The organism is Paracoccus benzoatiresistens (assembly GCF_026913015.1).
Lineage (GTDB): Bacteria > Pseudomonadota > Alphaproteobacteria > Rhodobacterales > Rhodobacteraceae > Paracoccus > Paracoccus benzoatiresistens.
Map to the genome: position 1 here is coordinate 162,507 of NZ_JAPTYD010000003.1, position 17,492 is coordinate 179,998.

The following is a 17,492-nucleotide window of genomic DNA, read 5'->3' on the forward strand; positions in this document are numbered from 1 at the left end:
GACAGAAGACTGGCATGGACCCGTGGCATGAACATGCAAGGCACCAAGAAGAACCTGGGACTTGACCGCGATGCGATCTGGTCGCAGTTGCGCGACGAGGCGCGGGCGGCGGTTCGTGACGAGCCGCTGCTTGGATCCTTGATCCATGCGGGGCTGCTGCATCATCCCAGCCTGGAGGCCGCGCTGGCCTATCGCTTTTCCCTGAAGCTGGCCAGCGGCGAGATGAGCGAGCAGATCCTGCGCGAGATCGCAGACCAAGCCTATCGCACCTCGCCCGAACTGGGGGATGCGGCGCGTGCCGACCTGATGGCGGTCTATGACCGCGATCCGGCGACACACCGGCTGTTGCAGCCGATCCTGTTCTACAAGGGCTTTCAGGCGCTGCAGGCCTATCGCATAGCGCATTGGCTGTGGCAGCAGGGACGGTGCGACATGGCCTATTTCGTCCAGATGCGCTGTTCGGAATGCTTTGGCGTGGACATTCATCCGGCGGCGGTCATCGGCATCGGGGTCATGATCGACCACGCCCATTCTATCGTCATCGGCGAGACGGCGACCGTCGGCAATGACGTGTCGATGCTGCATTCCGTCACGCTTGGCGGAACCGGCAAGGAGGATGGCGACCGCCATCCGAAGATCGGCGACGGGGTGATGATTGGGGCAGGGGCCAAGGTCCTGGGCAATATCCGGATTGGCCACCATTCACGAATCGCCGCCGGTTCGGTGGTCCTGCACGAGGTTCCCTCCTGCAAGACCGTTGCTGGCGTTCCTGCCCGCGTCGTCGGTGACGCGGGATGTTCCGAGCCGTCGCACAGCATGAACCAGCTCTTGGGACTGGGCGAAGACTATCTTTGAGACCAGTCGGCGGCTCCGCTGCCGCGGAGGTCGTTGAGGGTCATGCCTGCGGCGCGCAGCCGGTCATCCAGGCTGTTCGCGAGCTGCGTGACCAGCGAAAGGCCCTGATAGATCAGCGCCGAATAGATCTGCACCGCGCTGGCGCCGGCGCGGATCTTTTCCCACGCGTCCTCGGCCGAGGCGATGCCGCCAACGCCGATCAGGGGGATCGCGCCGTTCGTCGCCCGGTAGAGCCTTGCCAGAACAACGGTCGAGCGTTTGAAAAGCGGCCGGCCCGAAAGCCCGCCTGTCTCGGCCGCGTGGGGGCTGGACAGGCCGTCGCGCGACAGGGTCGTGTTTGTCGCGATGATGCCATCGACCCGGCACTTGCCGGCGACAGCCGCGATGTCCCCTATTTCGCGGTCATTCAGATCGGGGGCGATCTTCAGGAAGACGGGACGACGCTGCGGCAGCCGGTCGCGCGCCTGAAGGACGCCGTCCAGCAGGGCCGCCAAGGCATCCGCCCCTTGCAGATCGCGCAGGCGTTCGGTGTTCGGAGAGGACACGTTGACGGTCAGGAAATCGGCAGCGGCCCCGGCGATATCCACCACCGCCGCGAAATCCGCGGCGCGGTCGTTGCTGTCCTTGTTCGCGCCGATGTTCAGCCCGACCGGGATGCCTGCCGGCCGCGCCGCCATGCGCGCCGCTATCGCCTGCGCCCCTTCATTGTTGAAGCCAAAGCGATTGATGATCGCGCGATCCTCGGTCAGGCGGAATAGGCGAGGCTGCGGATTTCCGGGCTGCGGGCGGGGGGTCGCGGCGCCCAGTTCGATGAAGCCGAAGCCTGCGCGCATCAGGGGCGCCACCGCCCTTGCGTTCTTGTCGTAGCCGGCGGCAAGCCCGACCGGGTTCGGCAGCTTCAACCCCGCAAGCCTGGTGCGGAGCCTGTCGGACGTGACCGGCGCCCCCGGCAGCGGAACCAGACCGGACGAAAGCGCACGGATCGACAGGTCATGCGCGTGTTCCGGGTCCAGCCTGTGCAGGGCAGCCAGGCCGATCTTTTCAACAAGCTTCATTCCAGCGGTCCCGTGTCGTGGCCATTGCCGCAGGGCAGGATGTCGCGCGACCAGGCGATGTCATCCAGCCTCAGCGGGCGGTAAAGATGCGGGAACAGACCCCCTCCGCGCGAAGGTTCCCACCGAAGATCATCGCCGAATCCTGCGGCAGGGCAGGCCAGCAGCACCAGTTCCCGCTCGGCCGCGAAATGCCTGGACAGGGTCGCGCCAAGCTGGCTGGCGGTCGAGAAATGAACGAAGCCATCGGCCAGATCGACCGGCGCACCCTGCGTCGAGCCATCGGCCTGAAGCTGCGCCCACTCGGCGGGGCGGAGAACCTTGTAGATCATCATGAGGGCATTTGCCCTGTGGTCATGCAGCGGGTCAAGGGACCGGACCGCCAAGATTCCGTCATTTGACCCACCGAGCGGGCTGCGCCAATCTTCCCTTCGTCCAGTCCCTTGGGGAAGAAAGGAATCACCGATGGCATTCCGCCTTTTGACCGCTGTGTCCGCTGCGGCGCTTTTCGCAGGATCGGCGCAGGCCGAAACGGTGCTGCATATCCTTCACACGAACGACCTGCACAGCCGGATCGAGGCGATCAACGAATACGACAGCACCTGCGAGCAGGAAGCGAAGGATGCGGGCGAGTGCTTCGGCGGCGTGGCGCGGCTGGCGTCCAAGGTCAAGGAACTTCGCGACGGAATCCGCGCCGAGGGTGGCAATGTCATCGTGCTGGATGCGGGCGACCAGTACCAGGGTTCGCTGTTCTACATGACCTACAAGGGCAAGGATGTGGTCGAGTTCATGACCCACATCGGCTATGACGCGATGGCGGTCGGCAACCACGAATTCGACGATGGCCCCGAGGGGCTGGCCGTCCTTGCCGACGGGGTGGCCTTCCCGGTCCTGTCCGGAAACCTGGATCTGTCACGGTCGAACGTGCTGAAGGGCAAGGTCGAGAATGTCGTCACCCTTGACGTTGGCGGCGAGAAGATCGGCATCGTGTCCGCGCTTGCGATGGACACGCCGGAAACATCCTCGCCCGGCCCGTCGGTGATTTTCCAGGACGACATCGAAAGCCTCAAGGCCGATGTGCAGGAACTGACCGACCAGGGCGTCGACAAGATCATTGCGTTGACCCATGTCGGCTATCTGCGCGACCAGGACTTCGCCAAGGAGGTTCCGGGGCTGGATGCCATCATCGGGGGGCATTCGCACACGCTTCTGGGCAGCATGGAAAAGGCCGAGGGACCCTATCCCACCATGGTGGCCGGGCCGGACGGGACCGAGGTTCCGATCGCCACCGCCTATGCCTATTCCAAATATCTGGGCCACCTGACGCTGACCTTCGACGACGCCGGCAAGCTGACCAAGGTCGAGGGCGAGCCGATCCTGCTGGACAACTCGGTTCCCGAGGACGAGGCGATTGCCGCCCGCGTCAAGGAAATGGCCGCCCCCATCGAGGAACTGCGCCGGAAGATCGTGGCGGAAACGGCTGCCCCCATCGACGGAGACCGCACCAGCTGCCGCGCCAAGGAATGCGAGATGGGCAACCTGGTGGCCGATGCGATGCTGGATCGGGTCAAGGACCAGGGCATGACCATCGCCATCGCCAATGGCGGGGGCTTGCGCGCCTCGATCGACCAGGGGCCGGTATCCATGGGCGAGGTTTACACCGTCCTTCCGTTCCAGAACACGCTGGCGACCTTCCAGCTGAAGGGTGCGGATGTCGTTGCCGCGCTGGAAAACGGGGCCAGCCAATACGAGGAAGGCGCGGGCCGTTTCGCGCAGGTGGCGGGGCTGAAATACACGGTCAATCCCAAAGCCGAAGTGGGCAGCCGCATCAGCGACGTGATGGTCGCGGCGGAAGGCGAATGGAAGCCCATCGATTCCGCCGCGACCTATGGCGTGGTGTCCAACAACTACATGCGCGCGGGCGGCGACGGTTACCATGTCTTCGAGACGAGCGCACAGAACGCCTATGACTTCGGCCCGGACCTGGCTGAGGTGGTGGCCGCCTATCTTGGCGCGCAGGAGGGTCCCTACAAGCCCGCCCTGGATGGCCGCATTACAGTGAAGTGAAGGCTGATGTCCCCGGTCGCCGGGGACATTTTCTCACAGGGGCTCGACCAGGCAGCGCCTGCCGATGTTGCGCAACTGGCGTTCCGCCAGTTGCTGTGCCTCGCGTCCGGTCAGCAGTCGGCGGGCGGGTGCGGTGGGCGTGCCCTGGCCCAGTTCGGGAAACAGGATCAGGATTTCCCGGCGCGCCGCATCGCTGACCGATGCCAGGGCCTGTGGCCCGGTGTACAGGCTTTCCGACCAGGCGCCGTTCGACATGACGACCTCGTGCCGGTCGAACAGCAGGTGGAAATAGCTCACCCCCTCGGGTGGAACGATCACCTCGATCCCGGGCAGCCCTGCCAGATGCTTGGCCGCCACCAGGATCTCCGTGTCGCGGAACAGCCGGTTCGCGATGCGGGACCTGACCAGGACCCTGTGCTGGGGCGACACCACAAGATCCCGGTCGGGGCAGCCCGCGCCAAGCGCGCCGCTGCGGATCAGGATCGGCCGCAGGTTCGGCCGCATCTCCAGCCCTTCCTTCGAGACATGCGTGCCGCCCTGCCAGCGCAGCGCCTGCGGGCCGTGGTCCCGCGTCAGGACCAGATCGCCGGGCTGCAAGGTTTCGACCGGGCGGGGTCCCGCCGGCGTGTCGATCATCGTTCCCATCGCAAAGCAGGTCACGGCGGCCGGCGGCGCATAGGCGACCGAGTCGCTGGTTCGCCCGATGCTCTGCACCGTCTTGAAAGTATAAGTTTTCGACAGGCTGAAGATCGGAAAGGTTCCATCTGCCCGCGCGATCGGCATCAGCAAGACCGAATACCGTCCACCCAGTTCCAGACCGGGGAGCCCTGGATCGACCTTGCGGGGGAAAACCGCCCGGAACTCGTCATAGCTGCCGTCGGCGTTCGGAGTTCGGATGATCGAGTGGATGTAATACGACAGCGCCGTGCCCGCCGGCGTCGGCGAGGCGTCATTGCCGAATGTGACCGCTGTGGTCAGGGTCTGGCCCGTGGCATCGGCGTTATAGCGGCCGCTCTGGAAGTTGGCGTCGTCGTCGGTGAGGGTGATGGTCGACAGGGTCGCACCAGGCATGGTGATCGCGCCGGTGATGTTCGACCATGGGGCCTGTCCCGTCGCGTCGGTGACGATGCCCTTGGTAGTAATCTGCTGACTGACGGTCAGCACCGTGAACTGGTAATCCATAACAACTATCGTCCCGTCATGACGAAGCCCGGTATGCCCCGGTGCCTGGACGGCAGGGTCAGCCGTCGGCCAAGGCATATCCGCCAACGATTAACGAAGCGTTAATGTGGATTTACAAGTTGCGAACGCCGCAGCGCTCTTGTCAAGGCTGCCAGCGCAGGAAGTTGGCGATCAGGCGCAGGCCCGTGGCCTGGGACTTTTCCGGGTGGAACTGGGTGCCCACGATATTGTCGCGCCCCACCACCGCCGTCACCGGCCCGCCATAATCGACATGGGCCAGCAGATGCGCCGGATCCGCGACCCGGAACTGCCAGCTGTGCACGAAATAGGCGTGGTCGCCCGTGGAAATTCCTTCCAGCACCGGATGGGGGCGGTCGATCACCAGATCGTTCCAGCCCATGTGCGGCACCTTCAGCCCCGGCGCGGCGATGGCCTCAACCTCTCCTCCGATCCAGTCGAGGCCAGCCGTCTGGCGATATTCGTGGCCGGTCGTCGCCAGCATCTGCATCCCCACGCAGATGCCCATGAAGGGCACGCCGCGGTTCAGCACGGCATCGCGCAGCGCCTCGGCCATGCCATCGACCTCTCCCAGGGCGGTGCGGCAGGCGGGAAAGGCCCCGTCGCCCGGCAGCACGATCCGGTCTGCCCTTGCCGCCACCTGCGGGTCCGCCGTCACCACGATCTCGGCCCCGGCCTCGCGGCCCATCAGCTGGAATGCCTTTTCCGCCGAATGCAGGTTGCCGCTTTCATAGTCGATCAGCGCGACCCGCATCACAGCGCCCCCTTCGTCGAGGGCAGCACGCCTGCCATGCGGCGATCAGGCTCGACCGCTTCGCGCAGCGCGCGGGCCACGGCCTTGAAGGCGGCCTCGGCGATGTGGTGGCTGTTGATGCCGTGGATGCGGTCCACATGCAGCGTGATGCCGCCATGGGTGGACAGGGCCTGGAAGAACTCGCGCACCAGCTGGGTGTCGAAGGTGCCGATCTTCTCGGTCGGGAAATCGACGTTCCAGACAAGAAAGGGGCGCGCGGACAGATCCAGCGCGGCGCGGACCAGCGAATCGTCCATGGCCAGCAGGAAGCTGCCATAGCGGCGGATGCCCTTCTTGTCGCCAAGGGCGCGGACCAGGGCCTGACCGATGGCGATGCCCGTGTCCTCGACCGTGTGGTGGTCGTCGACATGCAGGTCGCCCTTGGCGCGGATCGTCAGGTCGATCAGCGAATGGCGCGACAACTGGTCCAGCATGTGGTCGAAGAAGCCCACCCCCGTCTGGTTGTCATAGACGCCGGTGCCGTCAAGGTTCAGCGCGACCTCGATCTGCGTCTCGGCGGTGGTGCGGGTGATGGTGGCTTCGCGCATGGAGTATCCTTTCGTCGCCCGCCTTATAGGGCGCGGCGTGCGGCGCGCCAAGTCGCCGGACTTGTCATGGGCGGGGCGCAATGCCACAAAACAGGGGACGCTTTGAAAGGACCGCCGATGAGCGATATCTCTGTCAGCGAACGCCGCCTCAGTGCCGCGCTGGACCGGATCGACCAGTATCTGGATCGTGGCGGCGTCGGTTTCGGATCCTCGGACCCGGATCTGCGGGCGGAACTAGACCAGGCCTATGCGCAGATCGCGGCGCTGACGGACCAGTTGTCGCAGCGCGGGGATGGCACCGACGGGCAGGATCCGGCGGAACAGGCAGCCCGGTTGGCGGCGGCCAATGACGAACTGGCGGCGGCCAACCGGGCGCTGATCCAGGCCGCGGCCGGGGATGGCGACCGGATCGAGGCTGTGAGCGTCGCCCTGGAAGCCGAGATCGAAGCCTTGCGCGCTGCCCGCGCCGCCGAGTCCGCGCAGTTGGGCGCGCTTCTGGCCGAGGTCGAGCGCCTGCTGGCCGGGAACGAGGCCGCCGCCGCCGCCACCCCCGAGATTGCGGGCGACGCCGGCGGCGTGCCCGAGGACACAGATGCGCAGGAAAGGGACCGCTAGATGGCCGAGGTCGATTTCATCATCGGGCACAAGGAATACCGCGTCGCGGCCCAGGACGGCGAGGAGCGGCTGCTGCAACGTGCCGCCGCCCTGCTGGATGCCGAAGCGCAGCAGATCCTGTCGCAGGCGGGCCGCGTGCCCGAGCCGCGCCTGCTGCTGCTGGCCGGGCTGATGCTGGCCGACCGCGTCGCCACGCTGGAAGAGCGGGCAGAGAAGGCCGAGCGCCACCTGAACCGGCTGCAGGCCAATCCCACGCGGGTCGAGGTTCCGGTCATCCCCTCCGACCTGAAGGAGGCGATGGCCGAACTGGCCGCGCGCGCGGAATCCCTGGCCGACCGGCTGGAAGAACAGGGCGGGCGTTAACCCGTTGCAAGGACGTGGCATGGCAAGGGCCATGCCAGGTCCGTGTTCTTTTTGCTGATGCCTTGCGCCTGCGCCACTCCGCGGATGCCGGGCGTTCTACTCCATAGCATGTGCCTGCAAGGCCCTGATTTCACGAACTTGCACAGAAGGACCGGCGCCAAGGTCGTGCGGATGACCTTTCGGGTCATTCCTCCCGCCTGATGATCCACCCGGATTGCCTGGGCGCCCTCAGCCCTCGCCCAGATAGCTGACCAGGATCTGCGCCACCGCCTCGGGCGCGTCGGCATGAAGCCAATGCCCGGCCCCCTTGACGCGCATGACGCGCGCCTGCGGGAAATATTCGCGCAGCGCCTCCTGGCCCGCCCGGGTCACATAGTCGGACCGTTCCCCCGCGACCTCCAGGACCGGGCCGTCGAAGCTTGCCTTGGGCAGCCCCTCGGGCCAGCCGACCAGTTCGTCCATCTGGTTGCGCAGGGCGGTCAGGTTCAGCCGCCAGGCCTTGGGGTTCGCCTTCAGATCCAGCGATTGCAGCAGAAACGCCCGCACCCCGGGATCGTCAACCCGCTCCGCCAGGGCGGCATCGGCAGCGCTGCGGCGATCGATGGAGGTCAGGTCCAGCGATTCCATGGCGTCGATCAGCGCCGTTTGCGAATGGCCATAGGCCACCGGAGCGATGTCCAGCACCGCCAGCTTGCGCACCATCGCGGGCCGGGTCAGCGCCAGCACCATCGCCGCCTTGCCGCCCATGGAATGCCCGGCCAGATCCACCTGTCCGCCCAGGTCCGCGATCACATCGGCCAGGTCGCCCGCAAGCGCCGGATAGCTGTGGTCGGGATCATGGAAGCTGTCGCCGTGGTTGCGCATGTCCACGGTAACGACGCGCCGTTCTTCCGCCAGCCTGCGCGCCAGAGCCCCAAGGTTGCGCCCCTGGCCGAACAGGCCATGGACCAGCAGCACCGGCAGGCCTTCGCCGCTGCCGAAGATCGCGTGATTCAGTTTCATGCGGGCGATCCTAGAGTGTCTGGCGCGGGCCTGCCAGTCCGGCTAGACTGCCGCCATGACACGCAGCGCAACCAGTCCCGACGATATCCGCGACATGGCCGACGAGGTGTCGCGCCTGATCGCCGCCCGTTTCGGCGGCGCACGGCGGGGCGAACGTCCGCCGCTGCATGTCATGCTGCGCCGGAGGGGCGGGGCCTTGCCGCGCGGGTTGCGCAAGCAGGCGGCCGCCCTGGCCCAGGCCGACCAACTGTCCGCCCAGCCAAAGATCGCGCGCCAGCTGGACCTCGCCCGTTTGTCGCGCGCCCACCAGGCTCTGGTCGCCCATCTGCAGCCCTTGGGCGAACTGTCGCGCTGGCAGGGCCGGGCGACGGGCTTTGCGGCCTCGGTCGTCTTTGGCCTGCTGGTTCTGGCGGCGGTCGTGGTCTGGATCATGCTGGAGCGCGGCTACCTGTAACGGTTGCATTCCGTGCAAGGCGGGTTTACTGCGCGGGCGTCTTGCCATTGCTGCGCTGCAGCGGGATGTTAGGGCAACCACCCACGGGAACGCGCGACATGACCCAACATGGAAATCTTCGCCATGCCATTCTGGCATTGGCTCTCGGCGCCTTTGCCATCGGCACGTCGGAATTCGCGGCCATGGGGCTCTTGCCCTATTTCGCAAGCGACCTTGCAATCACCGAACCGCAGGCGGGCCATGTCATCAGCGCCTATGCCCTGGGCGTGGTGATCGGGGCGCCCTTGACCTCGATCCTGGGGGCGCGACTGCCGCGCCGCCGCTATCTGGCCGCGCTGATGGCCTTTTACGGCGTGATGAACCTGGCCGCCGCCGTGCTGCCGGGTCTGGCCACACTGACGGCGATGCGGTTCCTGGCGGGTCTGCCGCATGGCGGGTTCCTGGGGGTCGCGATGCTCTATGCCGCCGACGCGCTGCCGCGCGAGCACCGGGCGCGGGGCGCGGCGCAGGTTATCATGGGGCTGACCGTTGCCAACATCGTCGGCGTGCCGCTGGCCGGATGGCTGGGCCAGAGCATTGGCTGGCGGTGGGGCTTTGCCCTGCCGGGATTCATCGCGCTGCTGTCGGCCTGGCTGATCCTGAAGGTCGCGCCGCGCGTCGGCGGCAATCCCGACGCCCGTCCCTGGGACGAGCTGCAGGCCCTGCGCAACCCGCGCGTGCTGTGGCTGCTGGCCGTTGGCGCCATTGGCTTCGGCGGGTTCTTTGCGGTTTACGCCTTCCTGACCGCCGCGATGATCGCCACCACGAATGCCCCCGCCTATGCCATCCCGCTGGCGCTTGGCGTCTTTGGCGTCGGCGGCACGCTGGGCACCTGGGCCGCGGGCCGGCTGACCGAGCGGGTGGGCCAGATCCGCGCGGCCTATGTCAGCCTGGCCGCCATGGCCATGACGCAGGGCTTCGCATCCTTTGCCGTCGGCAACTGGCAGATGATGGTGCTGTCGTCCTTCCTGCTGGCGGCCGGCGCGGGGCTGGTGATCCCGCTGCAGACGCGGCTGATGGATGTCGCGGGCCGCGCGCAGAACATGGCAGCGGCGATGAACCACGCGGCCTTCAACGCCGCTAACGCGCTTGGGCCGTTCCTTGCGGGAATGGCGCTGACGGCGGGCTGGGGCTGGGCTTCCAGCGGCTATGTCGGCATCGCGCTTACGGCCGCGGGGGCCCTGGTTCTGACGTTGGCAGTCTGGCATGATCGGGCAAGCGCGGCGGTGGCAGACTGCGCATGATCACCTGGCGCGAGGTCGAGGCGAACTCGCGCCGCCAGGTCACGAACAGCACCACGGCGATGCCCAGCATCAGCGCCCATGGCCCTGCCAGCCAGCCCAGCGATCCAAGCGCGAAATAGACGCTGCGCAGGCCCGCATTGAAGCTGCGCGCGGCGGTGATGTTCAGATCCGCCGCCTGCATGGCGCGGTCCCGCGTCATCGGATCGGCGGGATCGTTCGGCACCGCGGCCATCATGATGGCGCAATAGCCGAACAGCCGGTGCGACCAGACGAACTTCAGGAAGGCGTTGACGACGAAGAACATCGTCACCAGCAGCTTCAGTTCCCACAGGATGTCCCCCGGCCGTTCCAGTGCCAGTTCCGCCGCCAGCCCGCGCAACTGATCGGTATTGCCGATCAGCGCCAGAATCCCGCCGGTGGCGATCATGCAGGCGGACGCGAAGAAGGCCGTGCCCTCGCGCAGGCTGGCCAGGATGTTGCCATCGAAGATCCGGGGGTCGCGGGTGATGAAATGCACCATCCATTCGCGCCGGAACCGCTTCATCAGGACCGAGACCGAGGGCTTGCCCGCCGGCGGCCGCTCGACCAGCCAGCCGATGGAGAACCAGGTGACGAACAGCAGGGCGATGGCCGACAGGTCGGTCAGGGGAAGCGAGGCGGGCAGGGACAGAAGCAGATCCATGGCCTCTTCTAGCCGCGCGGGGGGGCGGTTGAAAAGATTGCGCCGGGGCTCTTGAACGCCTGTTTTCGCCTTCTAAATCACCTTTACCGGCGGCCTGGATGGCGCCGGTCAGGACGGCCCGCCCGGCGACCGGGGGGCAGAACACTGCATCGCTTGTGAAGGATGTGACCATGCGTAATTTTGACCTGACCCCGCTCTATCGCGCCTCGGTCGGCTTTGACCGTCTGGCTGACGTGATGGACCGCGCGCTGTCGGCTGACGTTTCCGCGCCGACCTATCCGCCCTACAACATCGAAAAGACGGGCGAGAATGCCTATCGCATCTCGATCGCCGTTGCCGGCTTCGCCGCCGATGATCTGACTGTAGAGGTTCGTGACGGTGCCGTGATCGTCTCCGCCCGCAAGGCCGAGGAAAACGACGGCCGCACCTACCTGCACCGCGGCATCGCCACCCGCGCGTTCGAGCGCAAGTTCACCCTTGCCGACCATGTCCGCGTCGATGGTGCCAGCCACGTCGACGGGATGCTGCATATCGACCTGGTCCGCGAAATTCCCGAGGCCCTGAAGCCCCGCCGGATCGAGATCGCGAAGGCCGCGCCGAAAGTCGAAAAGCTGGACGCCTGATCGTCCGCTTGGCTTCCGCTCCGTGAAGCCCAGGATGCCCGTCGGTTCATTCCGGCGGGCATTTTGCTGTGGAATGGTAGGCCCGGAGGGACTCGAACCCCCAACCAAGGCGTTATGAGCGCCCTGCTCTGACCATTGAGCTACAGGCCCGCAGCATGTCCGGGGTTAATCGCAGGGCGCGCTTCGGTCAAGCGCCGATCGCCGTTGCCCCCGTTTGCCGCTTCCGCTATCGGGGGCGCATCATTCAGCCGGGGGCCGCCATGACCAGGAACGGGATCAGCTATCGCGATGCAGGCGTCGATATCGACGCGGGCAATGCGCTTGTCGAACGCATCAAGCCCGCCGCCGCCGCGACCGCGCGTCCTGGCGTGATGGACGCGCTTGGCGGCTTTGGCGCGCTGTTCGACCCGCGCGCGGCGGGCTATGACGACCCGGTCCTGGTCGCGGCCACTGACGGCGTGGGCACCAAGCTGCGCATCGCCATCGACACCGGCCACCTGGACGGCATCGGCCAGGATCTGGTCGCCATGTGCGTGAACGACCTGGTCTGCCAGGGGGCGGAACCCCTGTTCTTCCTGGACTATTTTGCGACCGGCAAGCTGTCGGTGGATGAAGGCGCGCGCGTCGTCGAAGGCATCGCGCGCGGCTGCCAGGCGGCCGGCTGCGCCCTGATCGGCGGCGAGACGGCCGAAATGCCGGGCATGTATCACGACGGCGACTTCGACCTGGCGGGCTTCGCGGTCGGCGCCATGCAGCGCGGCACCGCCCTGCCACAGGGCGTGGCCGAGGGCGACGTGCTGCTGGGCCTGGCTTCTGACGGCGTGCATTCCAACGGCTATTCGCTGGTCCGCAAGGTCGCGGAACACGCGGGCCTTGGCTGGGACGCGGCCTCGCCCTTCGGCGATGGCGATCTGGGCGCGGCGCTGCTGACGCCCACGCGGCTTTACGTCAAGCCTGCGCTGGCGGCGATCCGGGCGGGCGGCGTCCATGCCCTGGCCCATATCACCGGCGGCGGCATCACGGAAAACCTGCCGCGCGTATTGCCCAAGGACCTGGGCGCTGAAATCGATCTGTCGTCCTGGACCCTGCCGCCGGTCTTCCGCTGGCTGGCCGAGGCTGGCGGGATCGAACAGGCGGAGATGCTCAAGACCTTCAACAGCGGCATCGGCATGATCCTGTCGGTCGCCGCCGACCGCGCCGACGCCCTTGCCGACCTGCTTGCGGGGCAGGGCGAGACGGTTCATCGTCTGGGCCGGGTCGTCGCGGGGCAGGGCGTGCGCTACAACGGGGCGCTTGCGTGAAACGCGTCGCCATCCTGATTTCTGGCGGCGGGTCGAACATGATCCGCCTGGTCGAGGACATGCAGGCGGACGATCACCCGGCCAGGCCGGTGCTGGTCGCCTCGAACAACCCGGCTGCCGGAGGGCTTGCCAAGGCCGCCGCCCTGGGCGTTCCGACCGCCGCCGTCGATCACCGCGCCTATCAGGGTGACCGCGCAGCCTTCGAGGCCGCGCTGCTGGGACCGCTGCTGGAGGCGCGTCCCGACATCATCTGCCTGGCGGGCTTCATGCGCATCCTGACCCCCGCCTTCATCGACCGCTTCAAGGGGCGGATGATCAACATTCATCCTTCCCTTCTGCCCAAATACCCGGGCCTGCACACCCATGCCCGCGCCCTCGAGGCGGGGGATGCCGAGGCCGGCGCCACGGTCCACGAGGTCACGACCGATCTGGATGCAGGGCCGATCCTGGGCCAGGCCCGTGTCCCGGTCCAGCCGGGCGACACGCCCGAAACGCTGGCCGCCCGGGTCCTGCAACGCGAACACCAGCTTTACCCGCTGATCCTGCGCCGCTTCGCCGCAGGCGCCCGCGAACGCTTCGATATCTAGCCCCAGAGCGCGGTCAGCGCCGCCACCGGATCGCTGGCCGACCAGATCTCGGGGCCGATGGCGATGAAGTCGCTGACCGGCGACAGTTGCTCCAGCAACTCGCGGGTGATGGCGCCCTCGGCCACGACCGGAACCTCGATCATCTCGGACCACCACTGGAACAGTTCCAGCTCGACCGGTTCACCGCGATACAGGGCGGATGCGCCGACCGGGCCGAAGCTGACGTAATCCGCGCCAGCCTCGCCCGCGCTCATCCCCTCGTGGCGCGAATTGCCGCAGAAGCAGCCGACGATCGCGTCCTTGCCCAGTTCCTTGCGGGCATAGCGCACGGCCTTCGCCCCGTCGGTCAGGTGAACCCCGTCCAGGCCATGCCGCTGCGCCAGCGCCACATGGTCGTCGATCACCACCGCCACGTCGCGGGCATGGGCGATCTCTCGCGACAGATCGGCCAGGCGGCCCAGTTCGTCCTCCTCGGCGCCCGCGCGGATGCGCAGGCAGGCCACGGGGAAGGCGTCCATGACCGCCGCCAACTGCGGCCCGAGGGTCGATGCCTGCGCACCGGCGGGCGTCATCAGGTAAAGCTGGGGGGCATCATTGGTGGCGTCGGACATGGCGGAACTCCTTTATGTCGCAGATAGCGCAGCTTGCCGCCCGCCGCCAGACGGACTATCTGGCCCATCATGCAAAGCGAACGTCTGCCCGTCATCATCCTGGTCCGCCCGCAGATGGGCGAGAACATCGGCGCCGCCGCCCGCGCCATGCTGAACTTCGGCCTGACCGAGATGCGGCTGGTCGAACCGCGCGACGGCTGGCCCAACCCGCGCGCCATCGCCATGGCGTCCGGCGCGGCGGGGCAGGTGCTGGACCGCGCCCGCATCTATCCGACCCTTGCCGAGGCGATGGAAGGCATCGACTTCGCCTTCGCTACCACGGCGCGGGGCCGCGAGCTGTCGAAGCCCGTCCACACCCCCGCCACGGCGATGGAGATGGCGCGCGCCCACCAAGGCCGCTGCGCGATCATCTTCGGCCCCGAACGCACGGGCCTGGAAAATGACGACGTGGCCCGCGCCAACGCCATCGTGACCGTGCCCGTCAACCCGGATTTCCCGTCGCTGAACCTGGCGCAGGCCGTGCTGCTGATGGGATACGAATACGGGCGAGAGGTCTTGCCCGCCGAACCCTCGCCCCACCACGCGCGGCCCGAGGCCATCCAGCCGGCCGACCGGGTCGAGATCGAGAAGCTGGGCGACCACTTCGAGGAAAAGCTGACCGAGGCGGGCTTCTTCTTCCCCGAAACGAAGGCTGCCTCCATGCGGCTGAACCTGCGCAACATGTGGTCGCGGCTGGCGCTGACCCGTGGCGACGTGCGCATCCTGCACGGAATGCTGCGGCAGTTGACCCGGTCCTGACCCCGACCTACCCTCCGCCCGACCTGAAGGAGCAAGCGATGGCCAAGCGCCCCGTTTTCCAGGAAGTCCTTGACCCGACCGCCAGCAGCCGTCCCGTCACCACGACCGGCATGATCGACGCGGCACCCCGCGGCGCGCGCCGGGCAATCCGCATCTGGCTGATGGTGCTGTTCGTGATGGTCTTGGCGATGATCGCGCTTGGCGGCGCGACGCGCCTGACCGGATCGGGCCTGTCGATCACCGAATGGGCGCCGGTCACGGGCACCATCCCGCCCCTGAACGAGGCGGATTGGCAAGCGGAATTCGAGGCCTACAAGCAGATCCCCCAATATGTCGAGGTCAATCCCGACATGGATCTGGCGGGCTTCAAGGAGATTTACCTGTGGGAATGGTCGCACCGCCTGCTGGGCCGGCTGATCGGCCTTGTCTGGGCGGCGGGCTTTTTCTTCTTCCTGGCGACCCGGCGCATCCCGACCGGCTGGACGCCGCGCCTGCTGGGTCTTGGCGCGCTTGGCGGGCTGCAGGGCGCCATCGGCTGGTGGATGGTCAGTTCCGGCCTGGTCGAGGGGATGACCCGCGTGGCCTCCTATCGCCTGGCGACGCATCTGGGACTGGCTTTCGTGATCCTTGGTCTGATCACCTGGTATGTCCTGCTGCTGGGCCGCACCGAAGCCGACCTGCTGCGCGCCCGCCGCGCCGGGGAAGCGAAGCTGTTTTCCATGTCCACCGGCCTGATGCACCTTGCCTTCGTGCAGATCCTGATCGGCGCGCTGGTTGCGGGCATCGACGCGGGCCGCACTTATACCGGCTGGCCCACCATGGGCGGCGAATGGATCCCGTCGCTCATCTGGGACCCTGCGCTTGGCTGGCGCAACCTGTTCGAGAACCCGGCCCTTGTGCAGTTCGTCCATCGCATGACCGGCTATCTGCTGGCGATCTTTGCCGTGGTCGTCTGGCTGCGCGCCCGCCGCTCGCCCCATTCGGTGACGCGCGGGGCCTTCACGGCCATGATCGCGGCGGTGGCGGTCCAGGTGGGCCTGGGCATCATGAACGTGATCCACGCCTCGCCCTTGCCGCTGGCATTGGCGCATCAGCTGGGTGCGGTCGCGCTGTTTTCGCTGATCATCCGGGCGCGGCACCACGCGCGCTACCCGCATGAAACTTCGGTCAGGGGGACCATCCGATGACGGCCATCAACGACCTGCTTGCCTTTCAGCGCCAGACCGAGGCGCTGTCCTCGGTCGCCGAACGCCTTGGCTGGGACCAGGAAACGGTCATGCCGCGCGGCGCGGTGGAACAGCGGGCCGAGGAGATGGCCGCGATGGAGGCCGTGCTGCACGAACGCCGCACCGACCCCCGCATCGGCGAATGGCTGGAGGTCGCCGAACCCGAGTCCGAGGCGGACACCCGCGCCGTCGAACTGATCGCCCGCGACTTCAACCGGGCCAGCCGCATCCCCGCGCGGCTGGCGCAGGAACTGGCGCGCGTGACATCGCTGGCGCAGGGCATCTGGGCCGAGGCGCGCGCCAACGACGCGCCCGAGGATTTCCTGCCGACGCTGGACCAGGTCCTGATGCTGAAGCGCGAGGAAGCGTCCGCGATCGCCAATGGCGGCGATCTTTATGACACGCTGCTGGACGACTATGAGCAGGGCATGACGGGGGCCGAGATATCGGCCCTGTTCGCAGCCATGCGCCCACGCCTTGTCGCCCTGCGCGAGGCTGTGCTTGGGGCCGACGGCCAGCCGCAGCCGCTGGCGGGCCATTTCCCGCAGGAAACCCAGATCCGGCTGGCGCGCATCTGCGCGACCGCCTTCGGCTATGACTGGGCGCGGGGACGAATGGACATCGCCGTCCACCCCTTCAGCAGCGGGCGCTGGCAAGACAGCCGCATCACCACGCGCGTGGTCGAGACCGACCCCTTCAACTGTGTCTACTCGACCATCCACGAGGTTGGTCATTCCAGCTATGAACTGGGCATCGACCCGGATTATGCCTTCACACCCCTGGGCCGGGGGGTCTCGATGGGCATCCATGAAAGCCAGAGCCGCATCTATGAAAACCAAATGGGGCGGGGGCGGGCGTTTGCCGGATGGCTGTTCAAGCGCATGTCGGATGCCTTCGACGGGCTGAACATCACCGATCCCGACGCCTTCTATGCGACCGTGAACCGCGTCACCCCCGGCTTCATCCGGACCGAGGCCGACGAGGTGCAGTACAACCTGCACATCATGATGCGCTTCGACCTGGAGCGCGACCTGATCGCCGGGCGGCTGACCGTCGAGGATCTGGTCGAGGCCTGGAACGCCCGCTTCCAGCGCGACTTCGGCGTGGTCGTGGACCGTCCCGCCAACGGCGTGCTGCAGGACGTGCATTGGGCCGTGGGCCTGTTCGGCTATTTCCCGACCTATACGCTTGGCAACGTCTATGCGGGCTGCCTGGATCAGGCGATGCGCGCGGCCGTGCCGGGTCTGGACGCCTCGCTTGCCGAAGGCGATGCCGCGCCCGGCGTCGAATGGCTGCGGGAAAACCTGCAACGCCACGGCGGGCTGAAGCGCCCGCGCGCCCTGATCGAGGACGCGACGGGTCTGGACGTCTCTCCCGAGCCGCTGCTGGCCTATCTGGAACAGAAGTTCGCCGGGATCTACGACCTGTGACG

Annotated in this window: 20 protein-coding genes and 1 tRNA gene; 12 read left to right on the forward strand and 9 right to left on the reverse strand. The window is 67.1% G+C overall.

Translation table 11 applies throughout. The features are described 5' to 3' along the window. The first annotated feature begins 33 nt into the window (after positions 1-33). The gene (gene cysE, locus OU682_RS04260) at positions 34-855 is read left to right on the forward strand and encodes a serine O-acetyltransferase (protein ID WP_268940902.1); all 822 of its coding nucleotides are present in this window, start codon (positions 34-36) and stop codon (positions 853-855) included. Here the strand turns inward: cysE and OU682_RS04265 are convergent. Next, complete coding sequence (locus tag OU682_RS04265) at positions 846-1,910, reverse strand: quinone-dependent dihydroorotate dehydrogenase (RefSeq protein ID WP_268940821.1); 1,065 nt, start codon at positions 1,908-1,910, stop codon at positions 846-848. The genes cysE and OU682_RS04265 overlap by 10 nt on opposite strands. After that, the gene (locus OU682_RS04270) at positions 1,907-2,239 is read right to left on the reverse strand and encodes a DUF952 domain-containing protein (protein ID WP_371832202.1); all 333 of its coding nucleotides are present in this window, start codon (positions 2,237-2,239) and stop codon (positions 1,907-1,909) included. The genes OU682_RS04265 and OU682_RS04270 overlap by 4 nt, the downstream gene beginning before the upstream one ends. Positions 2,240-2,372: 133 nt before the next feature. On the opposite strand from OU682_RS04270, the gene OU682_RS04275 reads away from it, so the two are divergent. After that, complete coding sequence (locus OU682_RS04275) at positions 2,373-3,974, forward strand: bifunctional metallophosphatase/5'-nucleotidase (protein WP_268940823.1); 1,602 nt, start codon at positions 2,373-2,375, stop codon at positions 3,972-3,974. Positions 3,975-4,007: 33 nt separating this feature from the next. Here OU682_RS04275 and OU682_RS04280 read toward each other — a convergent pair whose 3' ends face one another. From OU682_RS04280 to hisB, 3 genes are all read right to left on the reverse strand, one after another. Beyond that, positions 4,008-5,156, reverse strand: a complete 1,149-nt coding sequence (locus OU682_RS04280; protein ID WP_268940824.1) for a Hint domain-containing protein — start codon at positions 5,154-5,156, stop codon at positions 4,008-4,010. A 142-nt stretch (positions 5,157-5,298) separates the two neighbouring features. Next, positions 5,299-5,928, reverse strand: a complete 630-nt coding sequence (gene hisH / locus OU682_RS04285) for an imidazole glycerol phosphate synthase subunit HisH (RefSeq protein ID WP_268940825.1) — start codon at positions 5,926-5,928, stop codon at positions 5,299-5,301. Next, positions 5,928-6,515: an imidazoleglycerol-phosphate dehydratase HisB gene (gene hisB, locus OU682_RS04290; RefSeq protein ID WP_268940826.1), complete on the reverse strand. Its 588-nt coding sequence runs from the start codon at positions 6,513-6,515 to the stop codon at positions 5,928-5,930. The genes hisH and hisB overlap by 1 nt, the downstream gene beginning before the upstream one ends. A gap of 117 nt (positions 6,516-6,632) precedes the next feature. On the opposite strand from hisB, the gene OU682_RS04295 reads away from it, so the two are divergent. Together OU682_RS04295 and zapA are read left to right on the forward strand one after the other, a co-directional pair. Further along, entirely contained in the window at positions 6,633-7,130 is a 498-nt protein-coding gene (locus tag OU682_RS04295) for a hypothetical protein (protein ID WP_268940827.1), read from the forward strand. Then, positions 7,131-7,493, forward strand: a complete 363-nt coding sequence (zapA, locus tag OU682_RS04300) for a cell division protein ZapA (protein ID WP_268940828.1) — start codon at positions 7,131-7,133, stop codon at positions 7,491-7,493. A 228-nt stretch (positions 7,494-7,721) separates the two neighbouring features. On the opposite strand, the gene OU682_RS04305 is transcribed toward zapA, so the two are convergent. Continuing rightward, the gene (locus tag OU682_RS04305) at positions 7,722-8,495 is read right to left on the reverse strand and encodes an alpha/beta fold hydrolase (RefSeq protein ID WP_268940829.1); all 774 of its coding nucleotides are present in this window, start codon (positions 8,493-8,495) and stop codon (positions 7,722-7,724) included. 55 nt (positions 8,496-8,550) lie between these two features. Here OU682_RS04305 and OU682_RS04310 point away from each other — a divergent pair, with 55 nt between their 5' ends. Together OU682_RS04310 and OU682_RS04315 are read left to right on the forward strand one after the other, a co-directional pair. After that, positions 8,551-8,949: a hypothetical protein gene (locus OU682_RS04310; protein WP_268940830.1), complete on the forward strand. Its 399-nt coding sequence runs from the start codon at positions 8,551-8,553 to the stop codon at positions 8,947-8,949. Positions 8,950-9,047: 98 nt separating this feature from the next. Continuing rightward, the gene (locus OU682_RS04315) at positions 9,048-10,232 is read left to right on the forward strand and encodes an MFS transporter (RefSeq protein WP_268940831.1); all 1,185 of its coding nucleotides are present in this window, start codon (positions 9,048-9,050) and stop codon (positions 10,230-10,232) included. Here OU682_RS04315 and OU682_RS04320 read toward each other — a convergent pair. Further along, positions 10,153-10,914: a DUF599 domain-containing protein gene (locus tag OU682_RS04320; protein ID WP_268940832.1), complete on the reverse strand. Its 762-nt coding sequence runs from the start codon at positions 10,912-10,914 to the stop codon at positions 10,153-10,155. The genes OU682_RS04315 and OU682_RS04320 overlap by 80 nt on opposite strands. A 170-nt stretch (positions 10,915-11,084) precedes the next feature. On the opposite strand from OU682_RS04320, the gene OU682_RS04325 reads away from it, so the two are divergent. Continuing rightward, positions 11,085-11,537, forward strand: a complete 453-nt coding sequence (locus tag OU682_RS04325) for an Hsp20 family protein (protein ID WP_268940833.1) — start codon at positions 11,085-11,087, stop codon at positions 11,535-11,537. 74 nt (positions 11,538-11,611) lie between these two features. On the opposite strand, the gene OU682_RS04330 is transcribed toward OU682_RS04325, so the two are convergent. Continuing rightward, positions 11,612-11,687: transfer RNA gene (locus OU682_RS04330), tRNA-Ile, on the reverse strand. Between the two features lie 5 nt (positions 11,688-11,692). Here OU682_RS04330 and purM point away from each other — a divergent pair. Beyond that, positions 11,693-12,838: a phosphoribosylformylglycinamidine cyclo-ligase gene (purM, locus tag OU682_RS04335; protein ID WP_329609771.1), complete on the forward strand. Its 1,146-nt coding sequence runs from the start codon at positions 11,693-11,695 to the stop codon at positions 12,836-12,838. Beyond that, positions 12,835-13,425 carry a phosphoribosylglycinamide formyltransferase gene (gene purN / locus OU682_RS04340; RefSeq protein WP_268940834.1) on the forward strand — a complete coding sequence of 197 codons (591 nt, stop codon included), beginning with the start codon at positions 12,835-12,837 and terminating at the stop codon, positions 13,423-13,425. The genes purM and purN overlap by 4 nt, the downstream gene beginning before the upstream one ends. Here purN and OU682_RS04345 read toward each other — a convergent pair. Beyond that, positions 13,422-14,036 carry a thiamine phosphate synthase gene (locus OU682_RS04345; protein ID WP_268940835.1) on the reverse strand — a complete coding sequence of 205 codons (615 nt, stop codon included), beginning with the start codon at positions 14,034-14,036 and terminating at the stop codon, positions 13,422-13,424. The two genes, purN and OU682_RS04345, sit on opposite strands and share 4 nt — an antisense overlap. A 69-nt stretch (positions 14,037-14,105) precedes the next feature. Between OU682_RS04345 and OU682_RS04350 the strand changes: the two genes are divergently transcribed. From OU682_RS04350 to OU682_RS04360, 3 genes are read left to right on the forward strand one after another with little or no spacing between them, the layout of a single operon-like run. Then, positions 14,106-14,834 carry an RNA methyltransferase gene (locus OU682_RS04350; protein WP_268940836.1) on the forward strand — a complete coding sequence of 243 codons (729 nt, stop codon included), beginning with the start codon at positions 14,106-14,108 and terminating at the stop codon, positions 14,832-14,834. Between the two features lie 38 nt (positions 14,835-14,872). Then, positions 14,873-16,021, forward strand: coding sequence for a heme A synthase (ctaA, locus tag OU682_RS04355; protein ID WP_268940837.1), 1,149 nt, complete (start codon positions 14,873-14,875; stop codon positions 16,019-16,021). After that, entirely contained in the window at positions 16,018-17,490 is a 1,473-nt protein-coding gene (locus OU682_RS04360; protein ID WP_268940838.1) for a carboxypeptidase M32, read from the forward strand. Before ctaA ends, OU682_RS04360 begins: the two co-directional genes overlap by 4 nt. The last annotated feature ends 2 nt before the right edge of the window (positions 17,491-17,492 follow it).

Coding starts and splice junctions, on each gene's coding strand:
- OU682_RS04360 (WP_268940838.1), top strand. CDS start 16,018: ATGACGGCCATCAACGACCTGCTTGCCTTTCAGCGCCAGACCGAGGCG.
- OU682_RS04270 (WP_371832202.1), bottom strand. CDS start 2,239: ATGATCTACAAGGTTCTCCGCCCCGCCGAGTGGGCGCAGCTTCAGGCC.
- OU682_RS04320 (WP_268940832.1), bottom strand. CDS start 10,914: ATGGATCTGCTTCTGTCCCTGCCCGCCTCGCTTCCCCTGACCGACCTG.
- ctaA (WP_268940837.1), top strand. CDS start 14,873: ATGGCCAAGCGCCCCGTTTTCCAGGAAGTCCTTGACCCGACCGCCAGC.
- zapA (WP_268940828.1), top strand. CDS start 7,131: ATGGCCGAGGTCGATTTCATCATCGGGCACAAGGAATACCGCGTCGCG.
- OU682_RS04325 (WP_268940833.1), top strand. CDS start 11,085: ATGCGTAATTTTGACCTGACCCCGCTCTATCGCGCCTCGGTCGGCTTT.
- OU682_RS04305 (WP_268940829.1), bottom strand. CDS start 8,495: ATGAAACTGAATCACGCGATCTTCGGCAGCGGCGAAGGCCTGCCGGTG.
- OU682_RS04310 (WP_268940830.1), top strand. CDS start 8,551: ATGACACGCAGCGCAACCAGTCCCGACGATATCCGCGACATGGCCGAC.
- hisB (WP_268940826.1), bottom strand. CDS start 6,515: ATGCGCGAAGCCACCATCACCCGCACCACCGCCGAGACGCAGATCGAG.
- OU682_RS04280 (WP_268940824.1), bottom strand. CDS start 5,156: ATGGATTACCAGTTCACGGTGCTGACCGTCAGTCAGCAGATTACTACC.
- cysE (WP_268940902.1), top strand. CDS start 34: ATGCAAGGCACCAAGAAGAACCTGGGACTTGACCGCGATGCGATCTGG.
- OU682_RS04295 (WP_268940827.1), top strand. CDS start 6,633: ATGAGCGATATCTCTGTCAGCGAACGCCGCCTCAGTGCCGCGCTGGAC.
- OU682_RS04345 (WP_268940835.1), bottom strand. CDS start 14,036: ATGTCCGACGCCACCAATGATGCCCCCCAGCTTTACCTGATGACGCCC.
- hisH (WP_268940825.1), bottom strand. CDS start 5,928: ATGCGGGTCGCGCTGATCGACTATGAAAGCGGCAACCTGCATTCGGCG.
- OU682_RS04265 (WP_268940821.1), bottom strand. CDS start 1,910: ATGAAGCTTGTTGAAAAGATCGGCCTGGCTGCCCTGCACAGGCTGGAC.
- OU682_RS04315 (WP_268940831.1), top strand. CDS start 9,048: ATGACCCAACATGGAAATCTTCGCCATGCCATTCTGGCATTGGCTCTC.
- purM (WP_329609771.1), top strand. CDS start 11,693: ATGTCCGGGGTTAATCGCAGGGCGCGCTTCGGTCAAGCGCCGATCGCC.
- OU682_RS04350 (WP_268940836.1), top strand. CDS start 14,106: ATGCAAAGCGAACGTCTGCCCGTCATCATCCTGGTCCGCCCGCAGATG.
- OU682_RS04275 (WP_268940823.1), top strand. CDS start 2,373: ATGGCATTCCGCCTTTTGACCGCTGTGTCCGCTGCGGCGCTTTTCGCA.